Annotated in this window: 25 protein-coding genes; 16 read left to right on the forward strand and 9 right to left on the reverse strand. The window is 72.3% G+C overall.

From position 1 onward, the window contains the following. Window positions 1-41: 41 nt before the first annotated feature. From pstC to pstB, 3 genes are all read left to right on the forward strand, one after another. A complete protein-coding gene (gene pstC, locus EXU48_RS23405) occupies window positions 42-1,049 on the forward strand; it encodes a phosphate ABC transporter permease subunit PstC (RefSeq protein WP_133110121.1) in 1,008 nt (335 codons plus the stop codon). Then, window positions 1,049-2,098 (forward strand): phosphate ABC transporter permease PstA, encoded by a 1,050-nt coding sequence (gene pstA / locus EXU48_RS23410; protein WP_133110122.1) that lies wholly within the window; start codon window positions 1,049-1,051, stop codon window positions 2,096-2,098. The genes pstC and pstA overlap by 1 nt, the downstream gene beginning before the upstream one ends. Window positions 2,099-2,176: 78 nt before the next feature. Then, on the forward strand, window positions 2,177-2,956 hold the full coding sequence (pstB, locus tag EXU48_RS23415) for a phosphate ABC transporter ATP-binding protein PstB (RefSeq protein ID WP_133110123.1): 780 nt from the start codon (window positions 2,177-2,179) through the stop codon (window positions 2,954-2,956). Here pstB and EXU48_RS23420 read toward each other — a convergent pair whose 3' ends face one another. From EXU48_RS23420 to EXU48_RS23440, 5 genes are all read right to left on the reverse strand, one after another. Next, the gene (locus EXU48_RS23420; RefSeq protein ID WP_165962963.1) at window positions 2,957-3,571 is read right to left on the reverse strand and encodes a septum formation family protein; all 615 of its coding nucleotides are present in this window, start codon (window positions 3,569-3,571) and stop codon (window positions 2,957-2,959) included. Window positions 3,572-3,713: 142 nt separating this feature from the next. Continuing rightward, the gene (locus EXU48_RS23425; RefSeq protein WP_165962964.1) at window positions 3,714-4,157 is read right to left on the reverse strand and encodes a septum formation family protein; all 444 of its coding nucleotides are present in this window, start codon (window positions 4,155-4,157) and stop codon (window positions 3,714-3,716) included. A 160-nt stretch (window positions 4,158-4,317) separates the two neighbouring features. Beyond that, window positions 4,318-5,310 carry an inorganic phosphate transporter gene (locus tag EXU48_RS23430; RefSeq protein WP_133110126.1) on the reverse strand — a complete coding sequence of 331 codons (993 nt, stop codon included), beginning with the start codon at window positions 5,308-5,310 and terminating at the stop codon, window positions 4,318-4,320. A gap of 4 nt (window positions 5,311-5,314) precedes the next feature. After that, the gene (locus tag EXU48_RS23435; RefSeq protein WP_133110127.1) at window positions 5,315-5,953 is read right to left on the reverse strand and encodes a DUF47 domain-containing protein; all 639 of its coding nucleotides are present in this window, start codon (window positions 5,951-5,953) and stop codon (window positions 5,315-5,317) included. 229 nt (window positions 5,954-6,182) lie between these two features. Then, on the reverse strand, window positions 6,183-6,938 hold the full coding sequence (locus EXU48_RS23440) for a winged helix-turn-helix transcriptional regulator (protein WP_133110128.1): 756 nt from the start codon (window positions 6,936-6,938) through the stop codon (window positions 6,183-6,185). Window positions 6,939-7,129: 191 nt separating this feature from the next. Here EXU48_RS23440 and EXU48_RS23445 point away from each other — a divergent pair, with 191 nt between their 5' ends. From EXU48_RS23445 to dtd, 7 genes are all read left to right on the forward strand, one after another. Next, window positions 7,130-7,855, forward strand: coding sequence for a hypothetical protein (locus tag EXU48_RS23445; RefSeq protein ID WP_133110129.1), 726 nt, complete (start codon window positions 7,130-7,132; stop codon window positions 7,853-7,855). Window positions 7,856-7,904: 49 nt separating this feature from the next. Beyond that, the gene (locus tag EXU48_RS23450; protein ID WP_133110130.1) at window positions 7,905-8,582 is read left to right on the forward strand and encodes an FABP family protein; all 678 of its coding nucleotides are present in this window, start codon (window positions 7,905-7,907) and stop codon (window positions 8,580-8,582) included. A gap of 70 nt (window positions 8,583-8,652) precedes the next feature. Further along, window positions 8,653-9,765, forward strand: a complete 1,113-nt coding sequence (ygfZ, locus tag EXU48_RS23455) for a CAF17-like 4Fe-4S cluster assembly/insertion protein YgfZ (protein ID WP_235857233.1) — start codon at window positions 8,653-8,655, stop codon at window positions 9,763-9,765. Window positions 9,766-10,137: 372 nt separating this feature from the next. Then, window positions 10,138-11,280 carry an FUSC family protein gene (locus EXU48_RS23460; RefSeq protein ID WP_165962965.1) on the forward strand — a complete coding sequence of 381 codons (1,143 nt, stop codon included), beginning with the start codon at window positions 10,138-10,140 and terminating at the stop codon, window positions 11,278-11,280. Window positions 11,281-11,305: 25 nt separating this feature from the next. Next, entirely contained in the window at window positions 11,306-11,638 is a 333-nt protein-coding gene (locus tag EXU48_RS23465) for a DUF2516 family protein (protein WP_133110133.1), read from the forward strand. After that, window positions 11,632-12,624 carry an asparaginase gene (locus EXU48_RS23470; protein ID WP_235857234.1) on the forward strand — a complete coding sequence of 331 codons (993 nt, stop codon included), beginning with the start codon at window positions 11,632-11,634 and terminating at the stop codon, window positions 12,622-12,624. Before EXU48_RS23465 ends, EXU48_RS23470 begins: the two co-directional genes overlap by 7 nt. A gap of 4 nt (window positions 12,625-12,628) precedes the next feature. After that, the gene (gene dtd / locus EXU48_RS23475; protein WP_133110134.1) at window positions 12,629-13,078 is read left to right on the forward strand and encodes a D-aminoacyl-tRNA deacylase; all 450 of its coding nucleotides are present in this window, start codon (window positions 12,629-12,631) and stop codon (window positions 13,076-13,078) included. 20 nt (window positions 13,079-13,098) lie between these two features. Here the strand turns inward: dtd and EXU48_RS23480 are convergent, their stop codons facing one another. After that, the gene (locus tag EXU48_RS23480) at window positions 13,099-13,926 is read right to left on the reverse strand and encodes a hypothetical protein (protein WP_133110135.1); all 828 of its coding nucleotides are present in this window, start codon (window positions 13,924-13,926) and stop codon (window positions 13,099-13,101) included. A 109-nt stretch (window positions 13,927-14,035) separates the two neighbouring features. Next, on the reverse strand, window positions 14,036-14,485 hold the full coding sequence (locus EXU48_RS23485) for an SRPBCC family protein (protein WP_133110136.1): 450 nt from the start codon (window positions 14,483-14,485) through the stop codon (window positions 14,036-14,038). Window positions 14,486-14,713: 228 nt separating this feature from the next. On the opposite strand from EXU48_RS23485, the gene EXU48_RS23490 reads away from it, so the two are divergent. From EXU48_RS23490 to EXU48_RS23500, 3 genes are all read left to right on the forward strand, one after another. After that, the gene (locus tag EXU48_RS23490; RefSeq protein ID WP_133110137.1) at window positions 14,714-15,223 is read left to right on the forward strand and encodes an O-acetyl-ADP-ribose deacetylase; all 510 of its coding nucleotides are present in this window, start codon (window positions 14,714-14,716) and stop codon (window positions 15,221-15,223) included. Window positions 15,224-15,410: 187 nt separating this feature from the next. Then, window positions 15,411-17,936, forward strand: a complete 2,526-nt coding sequence (locus EXU48_RS23495) for an ATP-dependent Clp protease ATP-binding subunit (RefSeq protein WP_133110138.1) — start codon at window positions 15,411-15,413, stop codon at window positions 17,934-17,936. Window positions 17,937-18,142: 206 nt separating this feature from the next. Next, window positions 18,143-18,679, forward strand: a complete 537-nt coding sequence (locus EXU48_RS23500; protein WP_207947880.1) for a hypothetical protein — start codon at window positions 18,143-18,145, stop codon at window positions 18,677-18,679. Between the two features lie 151 nt (window positions 18,680-18,830). On the opposite strand, the gene EXU48_RS23505 is transcribed toward EXU48_RS23500, so the two are convergent. Further along, window positions 18,831-19,421, reverse strand: coding sequence for an SGNH/GDSL hydrolase family protein (locus tag EXU48_RS23505; protein ID WP_235857235.1), 591 nt, complete (start codon window positions 19,419-19,421; stop codon window positions 18,831-18,833). 122 nt (window positions 19,422-19,543) lie between these two features. Here EXU48_RS23505 and EXU48_RS23510 point away from each other — a divergent pair, with 122 nt between their 5' ends. Together EXU48_RS23510 and EXU48_RS23515 are read left to right on the forward strand one after the other, a co-directional pair. After that, window positions 19,544-20,302 carry an SDR family NAD(P)-dependent oxidoreductase gene (locus EXU48_RS23510; RefSeq protein ID WP_133110140.1) on the forward strand — a complete coding sequence of 253 codons (759 nt, stop codon included), beginning with the start codon at window positions 19,544-19,546 and terminating at the stop codon, window positions 20,300-20,302. Further along, window positions 20,299-21,294: an aldo/keto reductase gene (locus tag EXU48_RS23515; RefSeq protein WP_133110141.1), complete on the forward strand. Its 996-nt coding sequence runs from the start codon at window positions 20,299-20,301 to the stop codon at window positions 21,292-21,294. The genes EXU48_RS23510 and EXU48_RS23515 overlap by 4 nt, the downstream gene beginning before the upstream one ends. Window positions 21,295-21,347: 53 nt before the next feature. Here EXU48_RS23515 and EXU48_RS23520 read toward each other — a convergent pair whose 3' ends face one another. Next, complete coding sequence (locus EXU48_RS23520) at window positions 21,348-21,782, reverse strand: hypothetical protein (RefSeq protein WP_133110142.1); 435 nt, start codon at window positions 21,780-21,782, stop codon at window positions 21,348-21,350. A gap of 207 nt (window positions 21,783-21,989) precedes the next feature. On the opposite strand from EXU48_RS23520, the gene EXU48_RS23525 reads away from it, so the two are divergent. Next, window positions 21,990-23,300 (forward strand): DEAD/DEAH box helicase (locus EXU48_RS23525; RefSeq protein ID WP_133110143.1); only part of this gene is annotated, 1,311 nt, incomplete at its 3' end.

Here is a 23,300-nt window from a genome sequence, read left to right on the forward strand (position 1 = left end):
CGTCGATCCCTCCCATCCCCCCACATCGACCCGGAGGACCAGTGGCAGTCACCGATTCACCCCCCTCGGAACCCGAAGCGCCCCCCAAGGTGCGGGCCGGGCGGGCCCCAGGCCGCCTGGGCAACCGGGTCTTCCAGGGGATCTCCACTGCCAGTGGCATCTTCATCCTGGTCATCCTCGCCGCGGTCGCGATCTTCCTGCTGGTCCGCGCCTGGCCGGCCGTCACCGCGGCGCCGTCCGCGTTCGAGGACGTCGGCTTCATGCTCGGCCGGGACCTGTGGTCCTGGGTCTGGCCGCTGCTGTTCGGCACCGCGATCTCCTCGGTCATCGCGCTCGTGGTGGCCGTGCCGCTCAGCATCGGCATCGGGCTGTTCATCTCGCACTACGCACCGCGCCGGCTCGCGCAGGGCCTCGGCTACCTGATCGACCTGCTCGCCGCGATCCCCTCGGTGATCTTCGGCCTCTGGGGCATCCAGTGGCTGCAGCCACTGGTGAGCCCGCTGTTCACGTGGCTCAGCACGAACCCGGCCACCGCCTGGCTCGAGGAGAACGTCGGCCCGACGATCTTCAGCGGGTACCAGGCCCCGGCCCGCAACATCCTCACCGCCGGCCTCGTGCTCGCGATCATGGTCCTGCCGATCATCACCGCGACCGTGCGTGAGGTGTTCCTGCAGACCCCGCGGCTGCACGAGGAGGCCTCCCTGGCCCTCGGGGCGACCCGGTGGGAGATGATCCGTCAGGCGGTCCTGCCGTTCGGGCGCTCCGGCGTGATCTCGGCGACCATGCTCGGCCTCGGCCGGGCCCTCGGTGAGACGATGGCGGTGCTGATGGTCCTCTCGCCCGGGTACCTGATCAACTTCTTCCTGCTCCAGCCCGGTCAGCACCAGTCGATCGCGGCCAACATCGCCAGCCACTTCCCGGAGGCCAGCGGCATCGGGGTGGACGCCCTGATCGCGTCCGGGCTGATCCTGTTCGTCATGACCTTCGGCGTGAACCTCGTCGCCCGCTGGATCATCGCCCGCCGCGCCGAGTTCTCGGGAGCCAACTGATGAGCGTCACCACGCCCCCGGTCCCGGTCCGGACCACGCGCCGGCTCCCCAGGTGGGCGCCGATCCCGGTCCTCGTCGCCTCCCTCCTGCTCGCCGCCGGGATCCAGTTCCTCGGGGATGGCCCCACCATCGCCGGCGTGTTCTTCATCGGCGCGATCCTGTTCGGCATCATCATGACGGTGACGTCCCGGGTGGTCGAGGGGGAGCGGTACGCCAAGGACCGGCTCGCCACCACCCTGGTCACGTTCGCGTTCCTCCTCGCGCTGATCCCGCTGGTCTCGCTGCTCTGGATCGTGATCCGGGACGGGGTGAAGCGGTTCAGCTGGGAGTTCCTCACCACCGACATGACCGGCATCTACGGGCAGATGGTCGAGGGTGGCGCGTTCCACGCGATCATCGGCACCGTCTACGTCACCGGCATCGCCTCGATCATCGCGATCCCGCTCGGGATCTTCACGGCCATCTACCTGGTCGAGTACGGCCGTGGCCCGCTGTCCCGCGGGATCACCGTGCTGGTCGACGTGATGACCGGTATCCCGTCGATCGTGGCCGGCCTGTTCGCGTTCACGCTGTTCCTGGTGATTGTGGGTCCGGCGTACAAGTCGGCCCTGATCGGCGGGATCGCCCTCGCGGTGCTGATGACCCCGGTCGTGGTGCGCAGCGTCGAGGAGATGCTGCGCCTGGTCCCGAACGAGTTGCGCGAGGCGTCCTACGCGCTCGGCGTGCCGAAGTGGCTGACTATCGTGAAGGTGGTGCTGCGCACCGCCATCGCGGGCATCACCACCGGTGTCATGATCGCCATCGCGCGGGTCATCGGTGAGACCGCCCCGCTGCTGCTCACGGTCGGCATCGCCACGGCCGTGAACTGGGACGCCTTCGACGGCCGGATCGCCACCCTGCCGGTGTTCGTCTACCGCCAGTACGCGCAGGGCGGGGCCTCCGCGGACCGTGCCTGGGCCGCCGCCCTCACCCTGATCATCATCGTGATGCTGCTGAACCTCGTCGCGCGCCTGGTCAGCAGGTACTTCTCCCCGAAGGGGGCCCGGTGACCTCGATGATCCCCCCGACCACCGCCCCGACCTCTCCCCCCGCCCACCGCTGCACCGCCCGCCCCGGAAGGACCGCTTGTGTCTAAGCGCATCGATGTCAACGACCTGAACGTCTACTACGGCGACTTCCTCGCCGTCGAGGGCGTGAACATGGTGATCGAGGCGCGCAGCGTGACCGCCCTGATCGGCCCGTCGGGCTGCGGCAAGTCCACGTTCCTGCGCACCCTGAACCGGATGCACGAGGTCATCCCGAAGGCCTACGTGACCGGCAAGGCCGTCATGGACGGTCAGGACCTGTACGGCCCGGGCGTCGACCCGGTCGAGGTCCGGCGTCAGGTCGGCATGGTGTTCCAGCGCCCGAACCCGTTCCCGACGATGTCCATCGCGGACAACGTGCTGGCCGGCGTGCGGCTGAACAACCGCCGGATCAGCCGCTCCGACGCCACGGACCTGGTGGAGCGGTCGCTGACCGGTGCGAACCTCTGGAACGAGGTCAAGGACCGGCTGGACCGGCCCGGCTCGTCACTGTCCGGTGGGCAGCAGCAGCGCCTGTGCATCGCTCGTGCGATCGCGGTGGAGCCGCAGGTGCTCCTGATGGACGAGCCCTGCTCGGCGCTCGACCCGATCTCCACCCTCGCCATCGAGGACCTGATCGCGGAGCTGAAGAACAACTACACGATCGTGATCGTGACCCACAACATGCAGCAGGCGGCCCGGGTCTCGGACCGCACCGGCTTCTTCAACATCGCCGGCACCGGCAAGCCCGGGCACCTCATCGAGATGGACGACACCACCACGATGTTCTCCACTCCGTCCGTGAAGGCCACCGAGGACTACATCTCCGGCCGCTTCGGCTGATCAGATGCCGGCGCCCTCGAACGAGGTCGTGGTCGGCTCCGCGGACACCGCCACACAGTAGGCGGTGCGGGAGCCGGCCGCCCAGGTGTCCGCGCTCGGGGTGATCGGAGCCACGGACAGCGAGGAGTCGGCGGCCGCGATGCCGACGAAGTCCTCGAACAGACCGGTGCACTCCTCCAGCGCGATCGTCTGGACCTCCGTGTCACCGGGATACGCGCCGTCGGCCATCTCGTAGACCGCGACGATCTGGACCTCGTGCTCGGTGGCACAGTCGATCGTCGGCAGCCCGGAGATCCCGTCGCCCTCGGTGATCACCGCGTACAGGTCGCTGGCCCGCAGGCAGTCACCCACGTCGGCCACCGGCACCCCGGAGGAGTCCGTGGCGGTCGTGGTGTCCGGGGCGGGGGTCGACGGCGGTGTCGAGCCCGCGGTGCCGCCCGGTTCGTCCGGGCTGCTCGAGGCGCTGTCGCTGGGTTCTTCTGTGCCGCCGCCCTGCGTGAACGTCTGCGGGGAGTCCTCAGGGCCGCCAGAGCACGCGGCGAGGACCGGCGCGACCAATGCGGCGGCGGCGAGCGCCAGGACGGCGCGACGGCGGCGGACGGCAGCAGCGGTCATGGGGCATCGGCTCCTCGGTGCGGGTGGGGCGGCCGCACCAACGTACCCGACGACGTGCCTGACGGGCCGGGCGCCGACGGCGAAGGGCCGCACCCTCGGACTCAAGGGGTGCGGCCCTTCGTCATGGGGCCGTCGGGGCGACTCAGACGGCCGCGCCCTCCCAGCTCTCGGTGACGGTGGAGCCATCCGTCAGGAAGGCGATGCACAGCACCTCACGGTCGTTGGCCTGGTCCCAGGTGCTCTCGTTCGGCGCGATCCAGTCGAGCTCGAGGGTGGACTCCTCGTAGCTGAGCCCGATGAAGGACTCGAAGCCGGAGAGGCAGCCCTCCTGGGCGGCGGTCGCGATCGCGTCGTCGCCGGGGAAGTCGCCGTCCTGATCGATGTCGAAGGAGTGCACGAACTGGGCGTCGTGCGCCTCGCCGCAGTCGACGGTGGGGATCTCGGTGAGCTCGCCGGACAGGTCCTCGAGGTTGGAGCAGGCGCCGACTTCGGCGGTGGCGACCTGGCTGCCACAGGCGGCCAGCGACGCGGCCAGGCCGGCGGCGCCGACCAGGGCGAGGGCGGTGCGGACGATGCGACGGGACATAGGTGTGAACTCCCCGGGAGTAGGTGGCAGCCGGGGCGTGCCCGGTGCGTGATGTCGGGGTGAGTCTATGAGCCCGGCAGGCCTGCGCGCGCCGGTATCCATGGGCAGGAGTGCCCGCTCGCGGTCCCGATGAAACACCGGCCAAGGCCCGGGCGGGACCTCACAGGAACAGCGAGAGGACCAGGTAGAGGACCGCGGCCACGGTCGCCGCCGCGGGGATGGTCAGCACCCAGGCCACGCCGATGCTTCGGGCCATGCCCCAGCGCACCGCGGAGGCCCGCTTCGTGGCGCCGACGCCCATGATCGCCGACGTGATGGTGTGGGTCGTCGAGATCGGCGCATGGAACACGAACGCCGTCGTGTAGAGCACGCTCGAGGCGACCGACTCCGCCACGAAGCCACGAGCGGGGTCGAGCTCGATGACCTTGCGTCCCAGCGTGCGCATGATCCGCCAGCCGCCGGAGTACGTACCGAGCGAGATCGCCCCGGCCGCGGCGAGCTTCACCCAGAGCGGGATCTCGGTGCCCTCGTGCAGCCCGCCCGCGACCAGCGCGAGCACGATGACCCCCATCGTCTTCTGCGCGTCCTGGAGCCCGTGCCCGAGCGCCATCGCCGCCGCCGAGACCGTCTGGGCCAGCCGGAACCGGCGCTGGGTGCGGCCCGGGGCGGCGTTCCGGAAGGCCCACAGCACCGCGATCATGACCACGTACGCCAGGGCGAACCCGACCAGGGGTGAGGCCACCATCGGGATGACCACCTTGTCCAGGATCACCGACCAGTGCACGGTGGACAGGGACGCGATACCGGCGCCCAGGAGGCCACCGATGAGCGCGTGCGAGGACGAGGACGGCAGGCCCTTCCACCACGTGATCAGGTTCCAGGCGATCGCGCCGAGCAGGCCCGCGAGCACCACGATCAGGCCCGACGGCCCGGCCGGGGTGTCGATGATGCCGCTGCCGATGGTCTCGGCGACGCCGGTGCCGAGCAGGGCGCCGACCATGTTCATGGAGGCGGCGAGCAGGAGCGCAGCGCGTGGGGTGAGCGCTCTCGTCGAGACGGAGGTCGCGATCGCGTTCGCCGCGTCGTGGAACCCGTTGGTGTAGTCGAACGCGAGGGCGATCACGACCACGAGCAGGACGAGGAGGAGCTCCACCGGCTCAGGTCTCCTTGACGTAGATGGTCTGCACCACGCTGCCCACCCGCTCGAACGCGTCGGCGGCCTTCTCGAGCTCGTCGACGACCCCCTTGAGCTTGATCAGGTCCACCACGTCCGTCGGGGTCTGCTGGTACTGCGGGCTCCCGAACAGGTGCGCCAGCAGCGCGCGGTGGGTCCGGTTGGCCTCGCTCTCCAGCCGGTTGATCTCCTGCCAGTACGGCTTCAGGTCGGTCATCGTGCGCAGCCGGGGCATCGCGGCGGCGGTCAGCTCGGCGGCGCGCTGCAGCGTCGAGACCATGGTGATGACGTCGTCGGGCAGGTCGACGATCTGGAAGAGCACGATGATGTCGCCGGCCGCCTCCATCGCATCGATGCAGTCGTCCATCGCGGTCGCCAGCGTGTAGATGTCGTCGCGATCGAACGGCGTCACGAACGTCTGGTTCAGCCGGTTCGTGATCGTCGCCCGCGTGGTGTCCGCCTCCTGCTCGGCCGCCCGGAGCCGGGCGGCGTATCCCGGCCGGTCGGCCGGCTCGGCTCCGATCAGCTGGGCGAGCAGGTCGGCACCGGTGACCAGGTGTTCGGCGTTCGACGCGAAGAGGTCGAAGAACGTGACATCGCGTGGGGTCAGGCGGAAGCGCACAGCATTCACTCCGGGGGAAGGGGCAATGTCAGCGAGATCAGGCTAGAGCACTCCGGGCCGACAGCCGCCCGGTCGGCGAGAGCAGCCGAGGGGAGAGGACGCCGGGCCGCCCAGCGCCTGACGGCGCGAAGGCCGCTCGTAGCGGCTGATGTTGGAGCCCGGGGCTAGCGCGACCCGACGTCGGTGACAAGTCTAACGGCCGACGGCGGGGTGGGCTCGGTGGGTGAGGTCACAGTGCCGGTTCGGCCGAGTCAGCACTGTCAGCGCTGTCGGCGCCGGCCGACTCCGTGCTCGTGTCGCCGCCGGGGCGCCGCTCGCGGGGCAGGTCGAACCGGTACCCGACGTTACGGACCGTGCCGATCATCGCGTCGTGCTCCGGGCCGAGCTTCGCCCGCAGGCGCCGCACGTGGACATCCACGGTGCGGGTACCGCCGTAGTAGTCGTAGCCCCACACCTCCTGCAGCAGCTGGGCTCGGGTGAACACCCGGCCCGGGTGCTGGCTCAGGTACTTCAGGAGTTCGAACTCCTTGTAGGTCAGGTCCAGCGGCTCCCCGCGCAGGCGGGCCGTGTACCCGCCGGAGTCGATCACGAGGTCACCGGCGAGGATCTCCTCGGGGTCGTCGGCCGACTGCCGGTCGGAACGCTGGGCGACCAGCCGCAGCCGTGCGTCCACCTCCGCCGGGCCGGCCTCGGCGAGCACCAGATCGTCGATCCCCCAGTCCTGCCCCACCACGGACAGCCCGCCCTCGCCGAGCACCAGGAGCACCGGCACCTCGATGCCGGTGGTGCGCAGCAGCTGGCAGGTGCTCCGGGCGCGCGCGAGGTCGCGACGTCCGTCGATGAGCACCACATCCGCGTCCGGTGCGTCCAGCAGCGACGACGGCTCCACCGGGACCACCCGGACGCGGTGATGCAGCAGTGCGAGGGCGGGGAGCACCTGTGCTGAACCGCCAGGCTCTGATGTGAGTAGCAGAAGTTCCGCCACGCGTGCTCCTCCCGACCGGTGGCGTCATCGTATTGCAGGTCGCGGCGCGCCCGTTACCGCCCGCCGGATCCCCGGCGCCCGGCCGGGACGGCCGGGTCCCACCGGGTGCGGGCCGGTTGCCGGTAGCGTTCGGCCTGTACCCGTGGGCCCGCTGCGCGGCCCGCCGACCGACCGAGAGGTGCTCGAGGCAGATGATGGGCGGCCCGTTCCGTGCGGTGGTCGCGGCGACGGCGGCCGCGGGCATCGGCATCACCGCCTTCGGGGAGCGGTACCTGCTGATCGGTACGGTCGCAGCGATCGGGGCACTGTTCTCGATCGGCTGGCCGAGCCTGCTCGGACTCCCGGCCCGCCGCGGCGCCAGCGTGGTGCTGCTCGGCTGCGTGGTCGCGTCGGTCGGGGTGCTGCTGCTGACGAACGACCTCGCCATGGTGGCCGTCGTGTTCGCGCTGTCGGTGGTGGCCGCGTTCGTGCACGAACTCGTGCGTCGGGACGGGCGACCCCGCCTGGTCGAGTCGGTCTCCGGCACCGTCGCGGGGGCCGCGGTGGTCACCTCCGCGACCGGGTGGATCGCCGTCGGCACCGGCCCGACGGCGGTCGGCCTGCTGCTCTGCGGGGCGGTCACCCTCGCCGTCGCCGCCATGTGCTCGGCGTTGCCGTTCCCCGGCTGGATCGGTGCCGGGATCACCGTCGTCGCCGCCGCCGGCGGCGGCCTCGCGGTCGGTTCGGTGACCGACGTCGGCCCCACGGCCGGTGCCCTGATCGGCTTCTCCGCCGGCGTTGTGCTCGCCGCGGCGCACCGCCTGTTCGGCCAGTTCCCCTCGTCCGGCCGACCCTTCCCCGCGCTCGCCGCGGCCGTGCTGCCGGTGGCCGTCGCCGGTCTGCCGGTCTATGTGCTGGCCCGGCTGCTCGTCGCCTGACGAGTACCATCGGCGGTGTTCGCACCCGCGTCCCCAGGGAGTCCACCGCATGAGTTTCGCCATCCCCGACGGCCTCGCTCCGGAGACCTACCCACTGTCCTGGCTGCTCGGCACCTGGCGTGGCCCGGGCTTCCTCGGTTACCCGGACATCCCGGAGCGGCCGATCCTCGTCGAACTGACCTTCACCTCCGACGGCGGCCCCTACCTCGCGTACACCTCGACGACCTGGAACCTCGACGGCGAACTCGACTCGCTCGAGGGTGACGTCGACGTGGCCGCGCTGCGGCCCGGTCAGGTGTGGGCCACCGAGTCCGGCTTCTGGCGGGCGGTCCCGAAGGCCCCCGACGACGCCAGCGCGCTCACCGACGCGCCCGCGGCCGACCCGGCGCCGGACGCCCCCGCGGCAGGCCCGGCGCCGGACGCGCCCGGAGCACCCCGGACCGGCGCGAACGCGTCCTCCACGGCCGCACCGCCGCCGTCGGCCACCGAGATCGAGGTCCTGCTCGCCGAACCGAGCGGCCACGTGAGCGTGTACCTCGGCGTGGTCCAGGGACCACGCATCGAGCTCGCCACCGATCTGGTCGCGCGGACCGCGTCCGGGGCGGAGGTGTCCGCCGCGGCCCGGATGTACGGGCTGGTGCGTGGGGAACTGATGTGGGCCACGGACATGGCCGCGTTCGGCCACGAGATGCAGTCCTACTCCTCCGGCCGGCTCCAGCGACAATGACCGAACGCCTTCCATGCGGGCCGCGGCCGCGCCACGGAATGAAGGCGGCCCCGCGGGCCTTGTACCTGGCGTGACCACCACCATCGCCTCGCCCCTGCTCTCACGCCACGGCGCCGTCGCCGCCGGCGGCCCGGACACGGGCGTCGCCGCGCACTACGGCGAGCCGAACCGGGAGCAGCGCGACCTCGCCCGAGGGCTGGCCGTGGTGGACCTGTCCCACCTGGGTGTGGTGACCGTGACCGGTCCGGACCGGCTCGGCTGGCTGCACACGCTGAGCTCCCAGGACGTCGGTGCGCTCGCCCCCGGGGCGAGCACCGAGCTGTTGCTGCTCGACCCGAACGGGCGGGTGCAGCACGCCCCGGCCGTCGTCGACGACGGCACCACCACCTGGCTGATCACCGAGACCGCCGACGCCGAGGGGCTGGCCGCGTTCCTGGAGTCGATGCGGTTCATGCTCCGCGTCGAGGTCGCGATCGACACCGGCACCGCCGTGCTCGGGACGTCCGCCGCCGGTCCGTCCCTGCGCACCCAGGCCGGGGCGGAACCCGTGACCTGGCGCGACCCGTGGCCGACCACGGCCCCGGGCTCGACCCGGTACGGCCCGGCCGACGCCGAGCACCCCGGCTCGGAGTGGGCCGCGCAGCTGTGGCTGGTCCCGCGCGCCGAGGTGCCGGACGTGGTCCGGTCCGCGGAGGCGACCGGGGCCCGGCTGGCCGGTGCCTGGGCCTGGGAGGCGCTGCGGGTGGCGGCCTGGCGCCCGCGTGCGGCCCGGGAGGTCGACGAGCGTTCCATCCCGCACGAGCTGGACTGGCTGCGCACGAGCGTGCACCTGCACAAGGGCTGCTACCGGGGCCAGGAAACGGTCGCTCGCGTGTTCAACCTGGGCCGGCCGCCGCGGCGGCTGGTGATGCTGCACCTGGACGGCAGCGAGCACCTCACCCCGGACCCGGGCGAGACGGTGCTCGACGGCGACCGTGAGGTCGGCCGGGTCACGTCCGTGGTGCGCCACCACGAGCTGGGCCCGGTGGCCCTGGCGGTGATCAAGCGCAACGTCGATCCGGACGTCCAGCTGACCGTCGGCGGCATCGCCGCCGCACAGGAACTCATCGTCGCCGTGGACGGCGCAGGCACCGACCGACCGGAGCCGGCCGCCGGACCGATGCTGCGCCGTCGGACGTTGTAGCGCTCGTCGGACGGGACGGACCTGCGGGACCGGAAGCGTCGCCGTCCAGCGCTGCGTCCCGGTCCGGGACTTGCCGCTCAACCCATGTGTCTACTTTTTCAGACTCGGCTCACTACTCGACGGCCATCCTCGACGCTGCCGCCGAGAAGAAGGCTCGGCGCGCAAGCGCCGCGCTCGTCGACCGGGCACGCTCACTGCTCGCCTAGGGTCACTAGGCTGCCCCACGGCCGACCGAGCGCCGTGTGGGCGGCTCGGTCGGCCGAAACCGGCTCGCTCGACCACGCCTCAGCGGGCGCGCGGCGGGGTGCCCGCAACAGGGTCCGGGGTGGCCGGACAGGACCGAGGCGACCGCCACCCGTACGCTGTCCAGGTGTGAGCAGCGGACCGACTCGTGCCGAGGCGCCCCGGCGGCGATTCGACGTGCGGCGGGCCCGGGTGCTCGTCACCGCCAGGGTCGCCCGCGGGGTCCGCCGGTTGCGCGCGGACGCCGTCGGGATCCTCAGCGCCTCGGTGGCCGCCGGCATCGCGTACGCGGTCGCGCTGTACGCCGTGGGCCACGACGTCCCCGTGTTCGCCGCGATCGCCGCCTGGGTGTGCCTGGGCTACGGGAACGACCGGCGCCCGCGGAAGGTGGCCGAACTCGCGCTCGGGGTGACCCTCGGCGTGGCGCTCGGCGAGGTGTTCGCGCACCTGTTCGGCACCGGGCCGGTGCAGATCGCCGTGGTCCTCGCGCTCGCGGTCTCGGTGGCGAGGCTGATCGACGGCGCCCAGATGCTGGCCATGCAGGCCGGGGTGCAGGCCGTCGTGATCGTCGGGTTCTCCACCACGCTGGTCGGTGGCGGCGTCGGGCGCTGGCTCGACGCGCTCATCGGCGGCGCCCTCGCACTTCTCACCGCGGCGCTGCTCCCGCTCGACGTGCGCAGACGGGCCCGGGCCCTGGCGGCCGAGGGCATGGGCGAACTGGCGATCACCGCCTCCGACGTCGCCCGCGGGATCCGGCTCGGCGACCCGGACGTCCTCAACGACGCGCTGGTCCGGGCGCGCGGGTCGCAGGGGGTGCTCGACGACTGGAGCAGCCTGGTGCGTGATGCCCTCGAGGCGACCCGGCTGACCCCGACGGCGCTGCGCCACGACGACCTGCTCACCCGGCTCCAGCGCGGCAGCACCCTGTGTGACCGTGCGATGCGCAACCTGCGGGTGATCGCACGTCGCTCCTGGACCGTGTCCGAGAACCTCCGGGACCGGGACCGGGTCGCCGACATCCTCGAGGTCACCGCGCGGGCGAGCCGGGACATCGGCTTCGCGTTCGAGTCGAACGCCGACCTGATCCGGCTCCGTCCGCAGCTGCTCGCGGTCGCGGGCGAGCTCGACCCGCAGGCCTTCACCGGCTGGCAGACCCAGACCCTCGTGGTGCTGCTGCGCTCGCTCGTCGTCGACCTGCTCGAACTCACCGGGATGACCGGCAGCCAGGCCCGGGAGGCGCTCGTCGAGATCGACACCGGACGCCCCGGCTGAGTCGTTGCTCGCGTACCCTCGGAACGTGATCGCGAACATCCAGGCGTACCTGTTCCTCGGCCTGTCCGTCATTGCCTTCGGCCTCGCCCTCTGGGCGCTGGTCGACGCGCTGGTCCGACCGACGACGGCGTTCACCTCGGCCGACAAGCGCACCAAGGGCTTCTGGGGTGGTGTGCTCGCGCTGGCGACCGTGCTCGGCTTCCTCGGGATTCCCGCAGGCGGGGGCGGCAGCTCGCTGTTCCTGGTCCTCATCGCCGCGATCCCGGCCGGCATCTACCTGGCCGACGTGCGCCCGGCGGTGGCCCGGTACAGCGGCCGCGGGGGCTCGGGAGGTTCCGGCGGCGGTAGCCGGTGGTGAAGCCGCCGCCACGCCTCGTCGCACCCGCGCCCGGGGCGCCGCTGGCGTGGGTGATCCGGGGCACGATGGTGGAGTCGGTGCACGCCGGGCACCTGGTCGCCCTCGACGCCGATGACGACGTGGTGCTCGCCCTCGGCGACCCGGAGCAGGAGATCTACCCGCGTTCGGCCATCAAACCCGTCCAGGCGGTCGCGATGCTGCGTGCCGGCCTGGACGTGACCGATGAGCAGCTGGCCCTGGTCTGTGCCTCCCACTACGGCGAGCCGCGCCACCTCGACGTCGCGGCGAGCATTCTCGCCCGCGCCGGCCTGACCGAGGCCGACCTCGGCAACCCCGCGTCGCTGCCGTGGCGGGAGGAGACCGCGCACGCCTGGATCGCGGCCGGGACCCCGCCGTCGCGCCTGGCGCACAACTGCTCCGGGAAGCACGCCGGCATGCTCGCCACCAGCCGGGCCGCCGGGTGGCCCAACGACACCTACCTGGACCCCGAGCACCCCCTGCAGCAGGCGATCGCGGCCGGAATCGCCGATCTGACCGGTGTCGATCCCGCGCACGTCGCCGTGGACGGGTGCGGGGCGCCGCAGTTCTCGACCACCGTGTCCGGGCTCGCCCGGGCGTTCGCCCGGATCGCGTCCGCCCCGGCCGGCCCCGAGGCGCGCGTCCGGGACGCGATGGCCGGGCACCCGTGGCTCGTCGGCGGCACCGGCCGGGACGCGACCGAGGCGATGACCGCCGTGCCCGGGCTGATCGCGAAGGACGGAGCCGACGGCGTGTACGCGGCGGCGCTGCCCGACGGGCGCGCGCTCGCGTTCAAGGTGTCCGACGGCGGGGGGCGGGCCCGGGCGGCGATCCTCGCCGCCGCGCTGCGCGTCCTCGGGGTCGAGGGAGCCTGGGCCTGGGCGCGGGTTCCGGTCCTCGGTGGGGGCGCGCCGGCCGGCTCGGTCCGCCCCGCGTTCGGGGCGGACGTCCCGCCGGGACTGGGCTGAGCCGGTGCGGGCCGTGCTGCAGCGGGTCTCGTCCGCCTCGGTGAGCGTCGGCGGGTCGGTGGTCGGGCAGATCGGCACCGGCCTGCTCGCCCTGGTCGGGGTCTGCTCGGACGACACCACCGAGGACGCTGCCCGGGTGGCTCGCAAGATCGCCGAGCTGCGGATCCTGGCCGGGGAGGCCTCCGTGACCGAGTCCCCGGGCGCCGGGGTGCTCGTGGTCAGCCAGTTCACCCTGTACGGGGACACCCGCAAGGGGCGACGCCCGTCCTGGTCCGCGGCCGCGCCGGGGCCCGTCGCCGAACCGCTGGTCGAGGCGGTGGTCGCGGACCTGCGCGAGCGGGGGATCACGACGGCGACCGGCGAGTTCGGCGCCATGATGTCGGTCTCCCTCGTGAACGAGGGGCCGTTCACGCTGCTCGTGGAGAGCCGGCCCGGTCGGGAGCCGGCGCGCTGACCAGCGCTGACCAGTGCTGATCAGTGCGGTTGGTCCTGCTCGCTTCCCGTCGGCGCGCCGTCGGCGAAGCCGAGGCCGGCCGCTGCCAGGGCGCCCGCCAGGCGGTCGAGGGCGATCGGCCCGACCCCGTGCAGGGCGGCGAGGTCGGCGGCCGTCCGGTGGCTCACCGCCTCGAGCGTGTGGACGTCGACGGCGCGCAGCGCGCGGGTGGCCGGGGCGCCGATCGACCGGGGCAGCGGGGTGCCGGGCCGTCGCGGTGGCCGGTCCCGGGGGCCGTCCAGATGGTCGAGGACGCTCTCGCCGCGGGGGGACAACCGGTAGCCGATCGCCAATGACTCGGTCAGCCCCCGCTCCTTGAGCTTGCGGACGTCGCGCTTGAAGTCGGGGGTGGGCCGCCGGACCGTCGCCGCGAGCTCGGGAGCCCGCACCTCCGGGTTGGCATCGATCAGTCTCAGGGTCGCCCGTGTCCACGGACCGAGGGTGGACGCGGCGTCGAGCCGGTCCAGGCCCGCCACGATCAGGGCCAGCTCCTCGGCGGCGGGCACCGTCTCACGGAGCCCGTCGCGCGGGTCGGGACCGGCGAACGACAGGCCGATGCGGTAGACCCGCCCGCCGGCCCGCTCGGTGAGCGCGCTCCTGAGCGCGGCCACGGACGCGGCGCCGGAGCGGCGCGCGTCCTCGGTGCGCAGCGCCGAGAGCGGGACCGCCTCGACGCCGGTGACCGCGATCAGCCCCACCGCCGTCCGGAGCCGGGTGCCCTCCTTGACGCGGGCCCGGTCCCAGCGCCGGAAGGTCAGGTCGATCGCACCGTCGCGGATCGCCTCGAGCTCAGCAGGTCGGAACAACACACCTCGGAGCCTAGTCCGCCTCACCGTCCGAGACGGGGGTCGACGGCGGCCGGCCCCGCGTCGAGGTCGCGCACCGGCCGGCCGGGGCCACCGCCGGCGGGCGTCCGGCTCAGGACTGTTCGGCGAGCTCGGCGAGCCGGTCGATCGAGGCCTGCAACTTCTCGGCCGTCGTGGCCCGGGCGCGGGGCACCCGGTTCTCGTCCGTGAGTTCGGTCCAGTCGTAGGTGTGCGTGACCCTGGTCCGCGACGGGCCGAGCGCCTCGAGCTCCCAGCGCCACAGATGTCCGGGTGGCTGCTTGCCCGGCTCGGAGGGCCGCCACGCGATCCGCCGGCCCTCCTCGAACTCGACCACGTGGTTCTCGCGGACCTGCCCCTTCGTCAGGGTCATGGTGAAGACGTCGCCGGCGGCGCGGACCCGCTGGCCGGCGGGCGCCTGCGCGAGGTTGTCGTTGCCGTCCCAGCGGGGCTGCTGACTCGGGTCGGCGATGAGGTCGAAGATGGGGCCGGCGGCGCAGGAGATCTCCCGGCCGGCGCTGACGACGCGGTTCTCGGTGGTCATCGACTCATCGAAGCACCGGGTTTCGGCCCCGACAACCCCGACAACCCCGGCCTAGTCCGGCGGCTCCCGGTCCGGCCGCCCCGGCCAGCCACCGTCCGCTGCTCGACGGCGAAGATCAAACGTTCCGATTCCAGAGTGAGAGGTTTGAAGGTGGCCGTCGCGGGCAGTCCGCGCCAGGCGTGCGTGGCAAGGCCGGCGACGTCGGGTCGGGACGTGCCACAGTGGGACATGCGAATCGAGGCCGTCGCGGGAGACATCACCACCCAGTCCGTGGATGCGATCGTCAACGCGGCGAACTCCTCGCTGCTCGGTGGTGGCGGGGTGGACGGCGCCATCCACCGGGCCGCAGGGCCGGCGCTGCTGGCCGAGTGCGAGCAGCTGCGGGCGACCACCCACCGGGACGGGCTGCCCGTCGGTCATGCCGTCGCGACCGGGGCCGGGAACCTGCCGGCCCGGTGGGTGATCCACACGGTCGGGCCGAACCGGCACGCCGGGCAGACGGACCCGGCGCTGCTCGCGTCCGCATTCTCGGCCAGCCTGGCCGTGGCGAGCGGGCTCGGCGCCACCTCCGTCGCGTTCCCGGCGATCAGCGGCGGGGTCTACGGCTGGGCGATGGGCGAGGTCGCCGAGATCGCGGTCGCCACGGTCCGCGACGCCGACGCACGCGGCGTCGAGACCGTCCGGTTCGTCCTGTTCGGTGCCGACGCGCTCGCCGAGTTCCGGGCGCGGCTCGCCTGAGCCGACCCACCACGGCCGGCACGCCGACGTGCTCGGGCGAGCATCCGCCGTCGGGCGTTGCACGATCGTGACCGGCGTGCTCTCTGCCGCTGGCGAACAGGGGCATCATCGCCGGACCCGCGCCGTTAGCATCGAAGACACACACCGCCATGACCGGTGTCGGTCCCGGCCCGTGAGGAGTACGCAGATGTTCGAGAGATTTACAGACAGAGCCCGCCGAGTAGTGGTCCTTGCCCAAGAAGAGGCACGGATGCTCAACCACAACTACATCGGCACCGAGCACATCCTGCTCGGCCTCATCCACGAGGGTGAAGGCGTGGCCGCGAAGGCGCTGGAGTCGCTGAACATCTCCCTGGAAGCAGTGCGCCAGCAGGTGCAGGAGATCATCGGCGAGGGCCAGCAGGCGCCATCCGGGCACATCCCGTTCACCCCGCGTGCGAAGAAGGTCCTCGAGCTGTCCCTGCGGGAGGCGCTCCAGCTGGGCCACAACTACATCGGCACCGAGCACATCCTGCTCGGCCTGATCCGCGAGGGCGAAGGGGTCGCCGCGCAGGTCCTGACCAAGCTGGGTGCGGACCTGAACCGCGTCCGCCAGCAGGTCATCCAGCTGCTGTCCGGCTACCAGGGCAAAGAGCCGGTCTCCGCCGGCGGCCCGAACGAGGGCACGCCCTCCGGTTCGGCGGTTCTGGACCAGTTCGGCCGCAACCTCACCCAGGCCGCCCGCGAGAACAAGCTGGACCCGGTGATCGGGCGCGGCAAGGAGATCGAGCGGGTCATGCAGGTGCTCTCCCGGCGCACCAAGAACAACCCGGTGCTGATCGGTGAGCCCGGCGTCGGCAAGACCGCCGTGGTGGAGGGCCTGGCCCAGGACATCGTGCGCGGCGACGTGCCCGAGACCCTGAAGGACAAGCAGCTCTACACCCTCGACCTCGGCGCCCTGGTGGCCGGTTCGCGCTACCGCGGTGACTTCGAGGAGCGACTCAAGAAGGTCCTCAAGGAGATCCGCACCCGCGGCGACATCATCCTGTTCATCGACGAGATCCACACGCTCGTCGGGGCCGGTGCCGCCGAGGGCGCGATCGACGCCGCCAGCATCCTCAAGCCGATGCTCGCTCGCGGTGAGCTGCAGACCATCGGGGCGACCACCCTCGAGGAGTACCGCAAGCACATCGAGAAGGACGCCGCGCTCGAGCGCCGGTTCCAGCCGATCCAGGTGGCCGAGCCCACGCTCGCGCACGCCATCGAGATCCTCAAGGGCCTGCGGGACCGGTACGAGGCGCACCACCGGGTGACGATCACCGACGCCGCCCTCGTGGCCGCGGCGAACCTCGCCGACCGGTACGTCAACGACCGGTTCCTGCCGGACAAGGCGATCGACCTGATCGACGAGGCCGGCGCCCGCCTGCGGATCCGCCGGATGACGGCGCCGCCGGAGCTGCGCGAGCTCGACGAGCAGATCGCCGAGACCCGGCGCTCCAAGGAGTCGGCGATCGACGATCAGGACTTCGAGCGGGCCGCGCGGCTGCGGGACGAGGAGAAGAACCTCGCCAACACCCGCGCCGACCGGGAGAAGGCCTGGAAGTCCGGGGACATGGACAACGTGGCCGAGGTCGATGAGGAACTCATCGCCGAGGTGCTCGCCGCGTCCACCGGGATCCCGGTCTTCAAGCTCACCGAGGAGGAGTCCTCGCGGCTGCTGCGGATGGAGGACGAGCTGCACAAGCGGATCGTCGGCCAGGACGCGGCCATCAAGGCGCTGTCCCAGGCGATCCGGCGCACCCGCGCGGGTCTGAAGGACCCGAAGCGTCCCGGCGGCTCGTTCATCTTCGCCGGCCCCACCGGTGTCGGGAAGACCGAGCTCGCCAAGGCGCTCGCGGAGTTCCTGTTCGGCGACGAGGACGCCCTCATCCAGCTGGACATGAGCGAGTTCTCCGAGAAGCACACCGTGTCGCGGCTGTTCGGGTCCCCGCCCGGATACGTCGGCTACGAGGAGGGCGGCCAACTCACCGAGAAGGTGCGCCGCAAGCCGTTCTCGGTGGTGCTCTTCGACGAGGTGGAGAAGGCCCACGCGGACATCTTCAACTCGCTGCTGCAGATCCTCGAGGACGGTCGCCTGACCGACTCCCAGGGCCGGGTGGTGGACTTCAAGAACACCGTGATCATCATGACCACGAACCTCGGTACCCGGGACATCGCGAAGGGCCTGCTGACCGGCTTCCAGGCCGGTGGCGACCTGTCCACGAACTACGACCGGATGAAGGTCAAGGTCAACGACGAGCTGAAGCAGCACTTCCGCCCCGAGTTCCTGAACCGTGTCGACGACGTGATCGTGTTCCCGCAGCTGTCCCAGGAGGAGATCTACCAGATCGTCGACCTGATGATGGCCCAGCTGTCCACCCGCCTGGCGGACAAGGACATGACGATCGAGCTCACCGGCGCGGCGAAGGACCTGATCGCCGAGCGTGGTTACGACCCGGTGCTCGGCGCCCGGCCGCTCCGTCGCGCGATCCAGCGCGAGATCGAGGACCAGCTCTCCGAGAAGATCCTCTACGGCGAGCTCGCCGCGGGCCAGCACATCACGGTCGACGCCGTGGGGGAGGGCCTGCTCGGGGAGTTCACGTTCCACGGCGAGGCCAAGGCCGAGAAGGAGAAGGAACCGCTCGCGGTCGGGGCCGGCATCACGCCGGAGCTGCCCGCAGCGAGCGCGGACTGACCCGACCTGCAGTTCACGAAGGGCCGGCCACCATCACGGTGGCCGGCCCTTCGCGCCGCCGCGGGGGTCCGGCGTCGGGCCCGGGCGCTCGGGCCCGCGTTCGTCCTGCGTGCCTGCGTTCGTCCTGCGGGCCTGCGACGCCTCCGCGTAGTCTCGGTCCCGAGGCGCGGCGCGGCCCTCGCGCGGCGGATGATCGGGAGGCGATCGTGGCAAAGGCAACGCTGGGGAACCTGACGTCCAAGGAGTACGAACTCGTCCTGGAGACGGAGAGGAAGAACCTGGACACCCTCGACGAGGACGGCCTCGATTCGCTCCTGACGCGGGTGCGGCGGGCCCGCACGAAGTACGTGAAGCTGCACCGCGACGAGGTCGCCGCCGCCGTTCCCGCCAAGGGCGCCCGCGGCGCAGCCAGTGCGGCGCCGCGGCGCAGCGGGGACAAGGCGGAGATCTTCGAGGAGTCCCTGGCCCGGGTCAGCGCCGCCCTGGCGAAGGCAGCCCGGGCGAGCGCCGCCGAGCTGAAGGCGGAGCGGCTTGCCGCCGCGGCGGGCGGCGCCGCGGCCTCCCCGGCCGCCGCGCCCGCGAAGACCACCCGCGCGAAGGCGGGCGCGAAGGCGGGCACTGCGAAGGCGAGTGCCGCGAAGGCGAGCACGAAGGTCGGCTCCCGCTCCGCCGTCGCGAAGAAGACGGCCGCGAGCAGCAAGGCGCAGGGTGCCCGCCGGCAGGCTAAGAGCGACGCCCGCTGACCGGCGGCGAGGTAGCCGCCTGCGTGTCGAGGCAGTCCGTTCGCGGTGACTACTTCGACGGGCCCGGGACTGACTCGCTGATCCGCTGCGTCACTGACCCGTCCGGCGGGTCAGTGACGCAACGGCCGGAAAGCCGCGTCCGGAGTGACCGTCAGGCGGTGCGGTAGGCCTCGAGCCAGAGGTCCGCGAGGAGCCGGTGGCCGGCGGGCGTCGGGTGCACGCCGTCGTGGGCGAGCGCCGCCGCACCAACCCGGGCCGCCGCCTGTGCGTACGGTCCGTCCGTCGCGACGTACTCGGCCCCGAACTCCTCGGCCAGGCGCCGCACTGCCGCGATCTTCGGGTCCAGGTCCTCGCGCCAGTCCCACTGGTCCGGGCCGAGCGCCAGCAGGAACGGCTCGACGAGCAGGATCCGGCCGACTCCCGCCGCCCGGCTCCGAGCGAGCAGGTCCCGGTAGCCAGCCTCGTAGGACCGCGCGGACGTCGGGTCGTCACGGTCGTAGCGGCGCCAGGTGTCGTTGATGCCGATCATGATCGACAGCACGTCGGGGGTGTGCGCGAGGACGTCCGCGTCCCAGCGTGCTTGCAGGTCCACCACGCGGTTGCCGCTGATGCCGGTGTTGAGCACCCGCTCGTCCGGGAGGTCGGCGGCGACCAGGGCGGCGTAGCCGTCGCCCAGGCTGGCGAGATCGTCACGGTCACGGCCGGCGTCGGTGATCGAGTCACCGGTGAGGAGAATGGTCACGATCGGGCAGCCTACTGATCCGTTCCCGAGGAGTGAACACCCGTGGTCACCATCCGGACGGACTCCTAGGATGATCGCGATCGGCGGCGCTCGCGCCGTGTCCATGCTGCAGAGGGGCATCCATGTCGGACATCCAGGACCTCAAGGTCGTCATCACCGGGGGAGCGGCCGGCATCGGCGCGGCGACGGCCGCCGAGTTCCTCACGCAGGGCGCGCGGGTCGCGGTCCTGGACCTGACCGAGTCCCGCGACGACGGCGTGGCCTCCTTCGTCTGTGACATCACCGACGAGGCCGCCACCAGGGCGGCCATGGCCGCCGCGGCCGAGGAGCTGGACGGCATCGACGCGGTGATCAACAACGCCGGCATCGGCGCCCAGGGCACGGTCGAGGACGGTGACCTGGACCTGTGGCGCAAGGTGCTCGACGTGAACGTCGTCGGGATGGCCTCGGTCACCCGGGCCGCCCTGCCCTACCTGCGCGAGTCGGACCGCGCCGCGGTCGTGAACATCTCCTCGATCGTCGCGCTCGTCGGCCTCGTGCAGCGGGCCGCGTACGCCGCGAGCAAGGGCGCGGTGCTCGCGCTGACCAAGGCGATGGCCGCCGACCACGTCGGCGAGGGCATCCGGGTCAACTGCGTGGCCCCCGGCACCGTCCGCACCGAGTGGATCGACCGGTTGCTCGAGAACGCCGCGGACCCGGTCGCCGAGCGCGCCGTGCTCGAGGGGCGCCAGCCGATGGGCCGGCTCGTGTCGCCGGAGGACGTGGCCAAGGCCGTGCTGTACCTGGCCTCCCCGGCCTCCGGATCGGTGACCGGAACCTGCCTGTCCGTGGACGGCGGCACCGCCGGGGTGCAGCTGCCCCGACCGGCCCCGGTCGGATGAGCGAACTCCCGCCGGTCGGACTCGGTGGGGCCGCGTTCGGCAACCTATACGGGCCGGTACCCGACGCCGTCGCCGAGGAGATCCTCGACGCCGCCTGGGCGGCCGGGATCCGCTACTTCGACACCGCCCCGCACTACGGCCTCGGCCTGTCCGAGGAGCGCCTGGGCGCACTCCTCGCGCGGCGGCCGCGCGCGGAGTACGTGCTCTCCACCAAGGTGGGCCGGCTGCTCGAGCCCAACCCCGACCACGTGCCGGGCGCGCTGGATACCGAGAAGGGTTTCTGGGTGCCGACCAACCGCCGGCGGGTCGTGGACCTCAGCCCCGCGGGGATCCGGGACAGCCTCACCGCGAGCCTGGAGCGGCTCGGACTCGACCGCGTCGATGTGGCCTACCTCCACGACCCGGAGGAGTACCCGCGCGCCGAGGCGCACGCCGCCATCAGGACCCTGATCGAGATGCGTGAGGAGGGTCTGGTCACGGCGATCGGCGCCGGGGCGAAGGACGTTCCGGTGCTCGTCGACCTGGTCCGGGCCGCCGCGGTCCCGAACGGCCGCGGTGGCGGGCACGGGATGGATCTGGTCATGGTCGCCGGCCGTTACACCCTGCTCGAGCAGCCCGCCTGGCCCGGGCTGGTGCCGGCCTGCGCCGAGCACGGGGTCGGGATCGTGAACGTGGGGGTCTTCAACTCCGGCCTGCTCGCGCGGAAACAGGTGCCCCCGGACGCCACCTACGAGTACGGTCCCGCCCCGGCCGCCATGATCGAGCGGGCGAACCGGATCGCCGGGGTCTGCGCCCGATTCGGGGTGGATCTGCCGACCGCGGCCGTGCACTTCGGGCGCCGGGCCCGGGGCGTCGTGAACGCCACGTTCGGCCTCAGTTCCGCGGCGGAGGTGCGCGAGCTCGTCGCTCGGCTGGACGCCCAGGTCGACGACGCGCTCTGGGTCGCCCTGGTGGCCGAGGGACTCCTTCCCGACGGCGTGATCGCGGCCTGACCGGGCGGCTCACCGTCCCGAGGTGGGCGCCTGCGCGGAAAGCGCGCGGGTCGCTACGCGCCCACGTAGAAGAACTGCTCCGCGGGACAGTTCTCGGGGATCTCGACGCGCTCGTCCTCGCGCAACGGGACGGAGCCAAGCCCGCCACCGAGCTCGATCCGTTCGCCGACCGTCACGGACATCCCCTGCACCCGCAGCGTCTGGCCGTCCCACTCGACCTCCGGCCACGGGAACACCGGCGTGACCTCCATGGGCTGCGACGGGTCGGCCTCCAGCGGCACCTCGGTCCGGACCACCAGGCAGCCGCCGGCCAGTTCCAGCGTGCCGACCAGTACGGCCCCGTCCCCGCCCTCGGCGTCCTGCGCGGACCAGGTCGCGAGCGCGTCCGGGCGGTCGTCCTCGGACGGCTCGGCCGGGCCGGCCGAGCACGCGCCCACGGCGAGCGTGAGAGCGCACGCGAGGGCCGCCGTCGCACTCGTGCGAACCACCGAGATCACCGTGCCTGCCTCCTGTCCCCATTGTGACACTTCTCACGTCATTCGTTGAATGTCCGCGCCATGGTGGACAATGGGTTTCAGGCGCGCACGATTCGCGCCGACATCGCGGTTCTTCATGCGCCGGCCACTCGGCCAGGCAGCACCAGTGTCGACCACTGCGGTGAACCCATCGAACGAGAGAACAACTCCTTGTCATCAATGACTCCTGCCCAGACGCCGTCCTTCTCGGCTCTGGGAGTTCCGGCTGCGCTGGTCAAGTCCCTGACCGAGCGCGGCATCACCGAACCCTTCCCGATCCAGACCGCCACCCTGACCGACACCCTCGCCGGACGGGACGTGCTCGGCCGCGGCCGCACCGGCTCCGGCAAGACCATCGCGTTCTCGCTGCCCCTGGTGGCACGCCTGACCGACGGCCGCCGCGCAGCGTCCCGTAAGCCGCGCGGCCTCGTGCTCGCCCCGACCCGGGAGCTCGCCAGTCAGATCGGCGAGACCATCGCCCCGCTGGCCGCGGCCGCGGGCCTGCGCCACACCGTGATCTTCGGCGGCGTCGGCCAGGGCAAGCAGGTTGCCGCCCTGAACGACGGCGTGGACATCCTGATCGCCTGCCCGGGCCGCCTCGAGGACCTCAAGGGCCAGGGCCACCTGAGCCTGGACAACATCGAGATCGCCGTGCTCGACGAGGCCGACCACATGGCCGACCTCGGCTTCCTGCCCGCCGTGAAGCGGATCATGGACGCCACCCCGCGCGGCGGGCAGCGGATGCTGTTCTCGGCGACCCTCGACAACGGCGTGGACATCATCGTCAAGCGCTACCTGTCGAACCCGCTGACCCACTCGGTGGACTCGGCCGCCTCTCCGGTCGCGGCCATGGAGCACCACATCTTCGAGGTGTCCGGCGCCGACGCCAAGCGCGACCTGATCGAGCAGCTCGCCGGTGGCACCTCCCGCCGGCTGCTGTTCACCCGCACGAAGCACCAGGCCAAGAAGCTGGCCCGGCAGCTGACTGCGAGCGGGATCCCCGCCGTCGACCTGCACGGAAACCTGTCCCAGAACGCGCGCGAGCGCAACCTCGAGGCGTTCTCCACCGGGGCCGTGAAGGTCCTGGTCGCCACGGACATCGCCGCGCGTGGCATCCACGTCGACGACGTCGAGCTCGTCGTGCACGTGGACCCGCCGGCCGAGCACAAGGCGTACCTGCACCGCTCCGGCCGCACCGCCCGGGCCGGCTCCGGCGGCACCGTGGTCACGCTGATGCTCCCCGAGCAGCGCGGCGACGTGCGCCAGCTGACCCGCGCGGCGAAGATCACGGCCGCCCCGGTACGGCCGGACGCGACCGCCGTCGCGAAGCTCGTCGGCGACGTCGCTCCGCGCGTGGACCCGGCCCGCGCGCCGGCCGCCGCGGCGACCGCGCCGGCTCCGTCCGGTCCCGGCCGGGGCCGTTCGGGCCGCGGCGGCGACCGCAACGACGGCGGCCGGTCGCGTTCTGCGCGTGGCCGCGGTGGGCGCACC

Origin of the sequence: Occultella glacieicola, assembly GCF_004353825.1 — a bacterium.
GTDB classification, from domain to species: domain Bacteria; phylum Actinomycetota; class Actinomycetes; order Actinomycetales; family Beutenbergiaceae; genus Occultella; species Occultella glacieicola.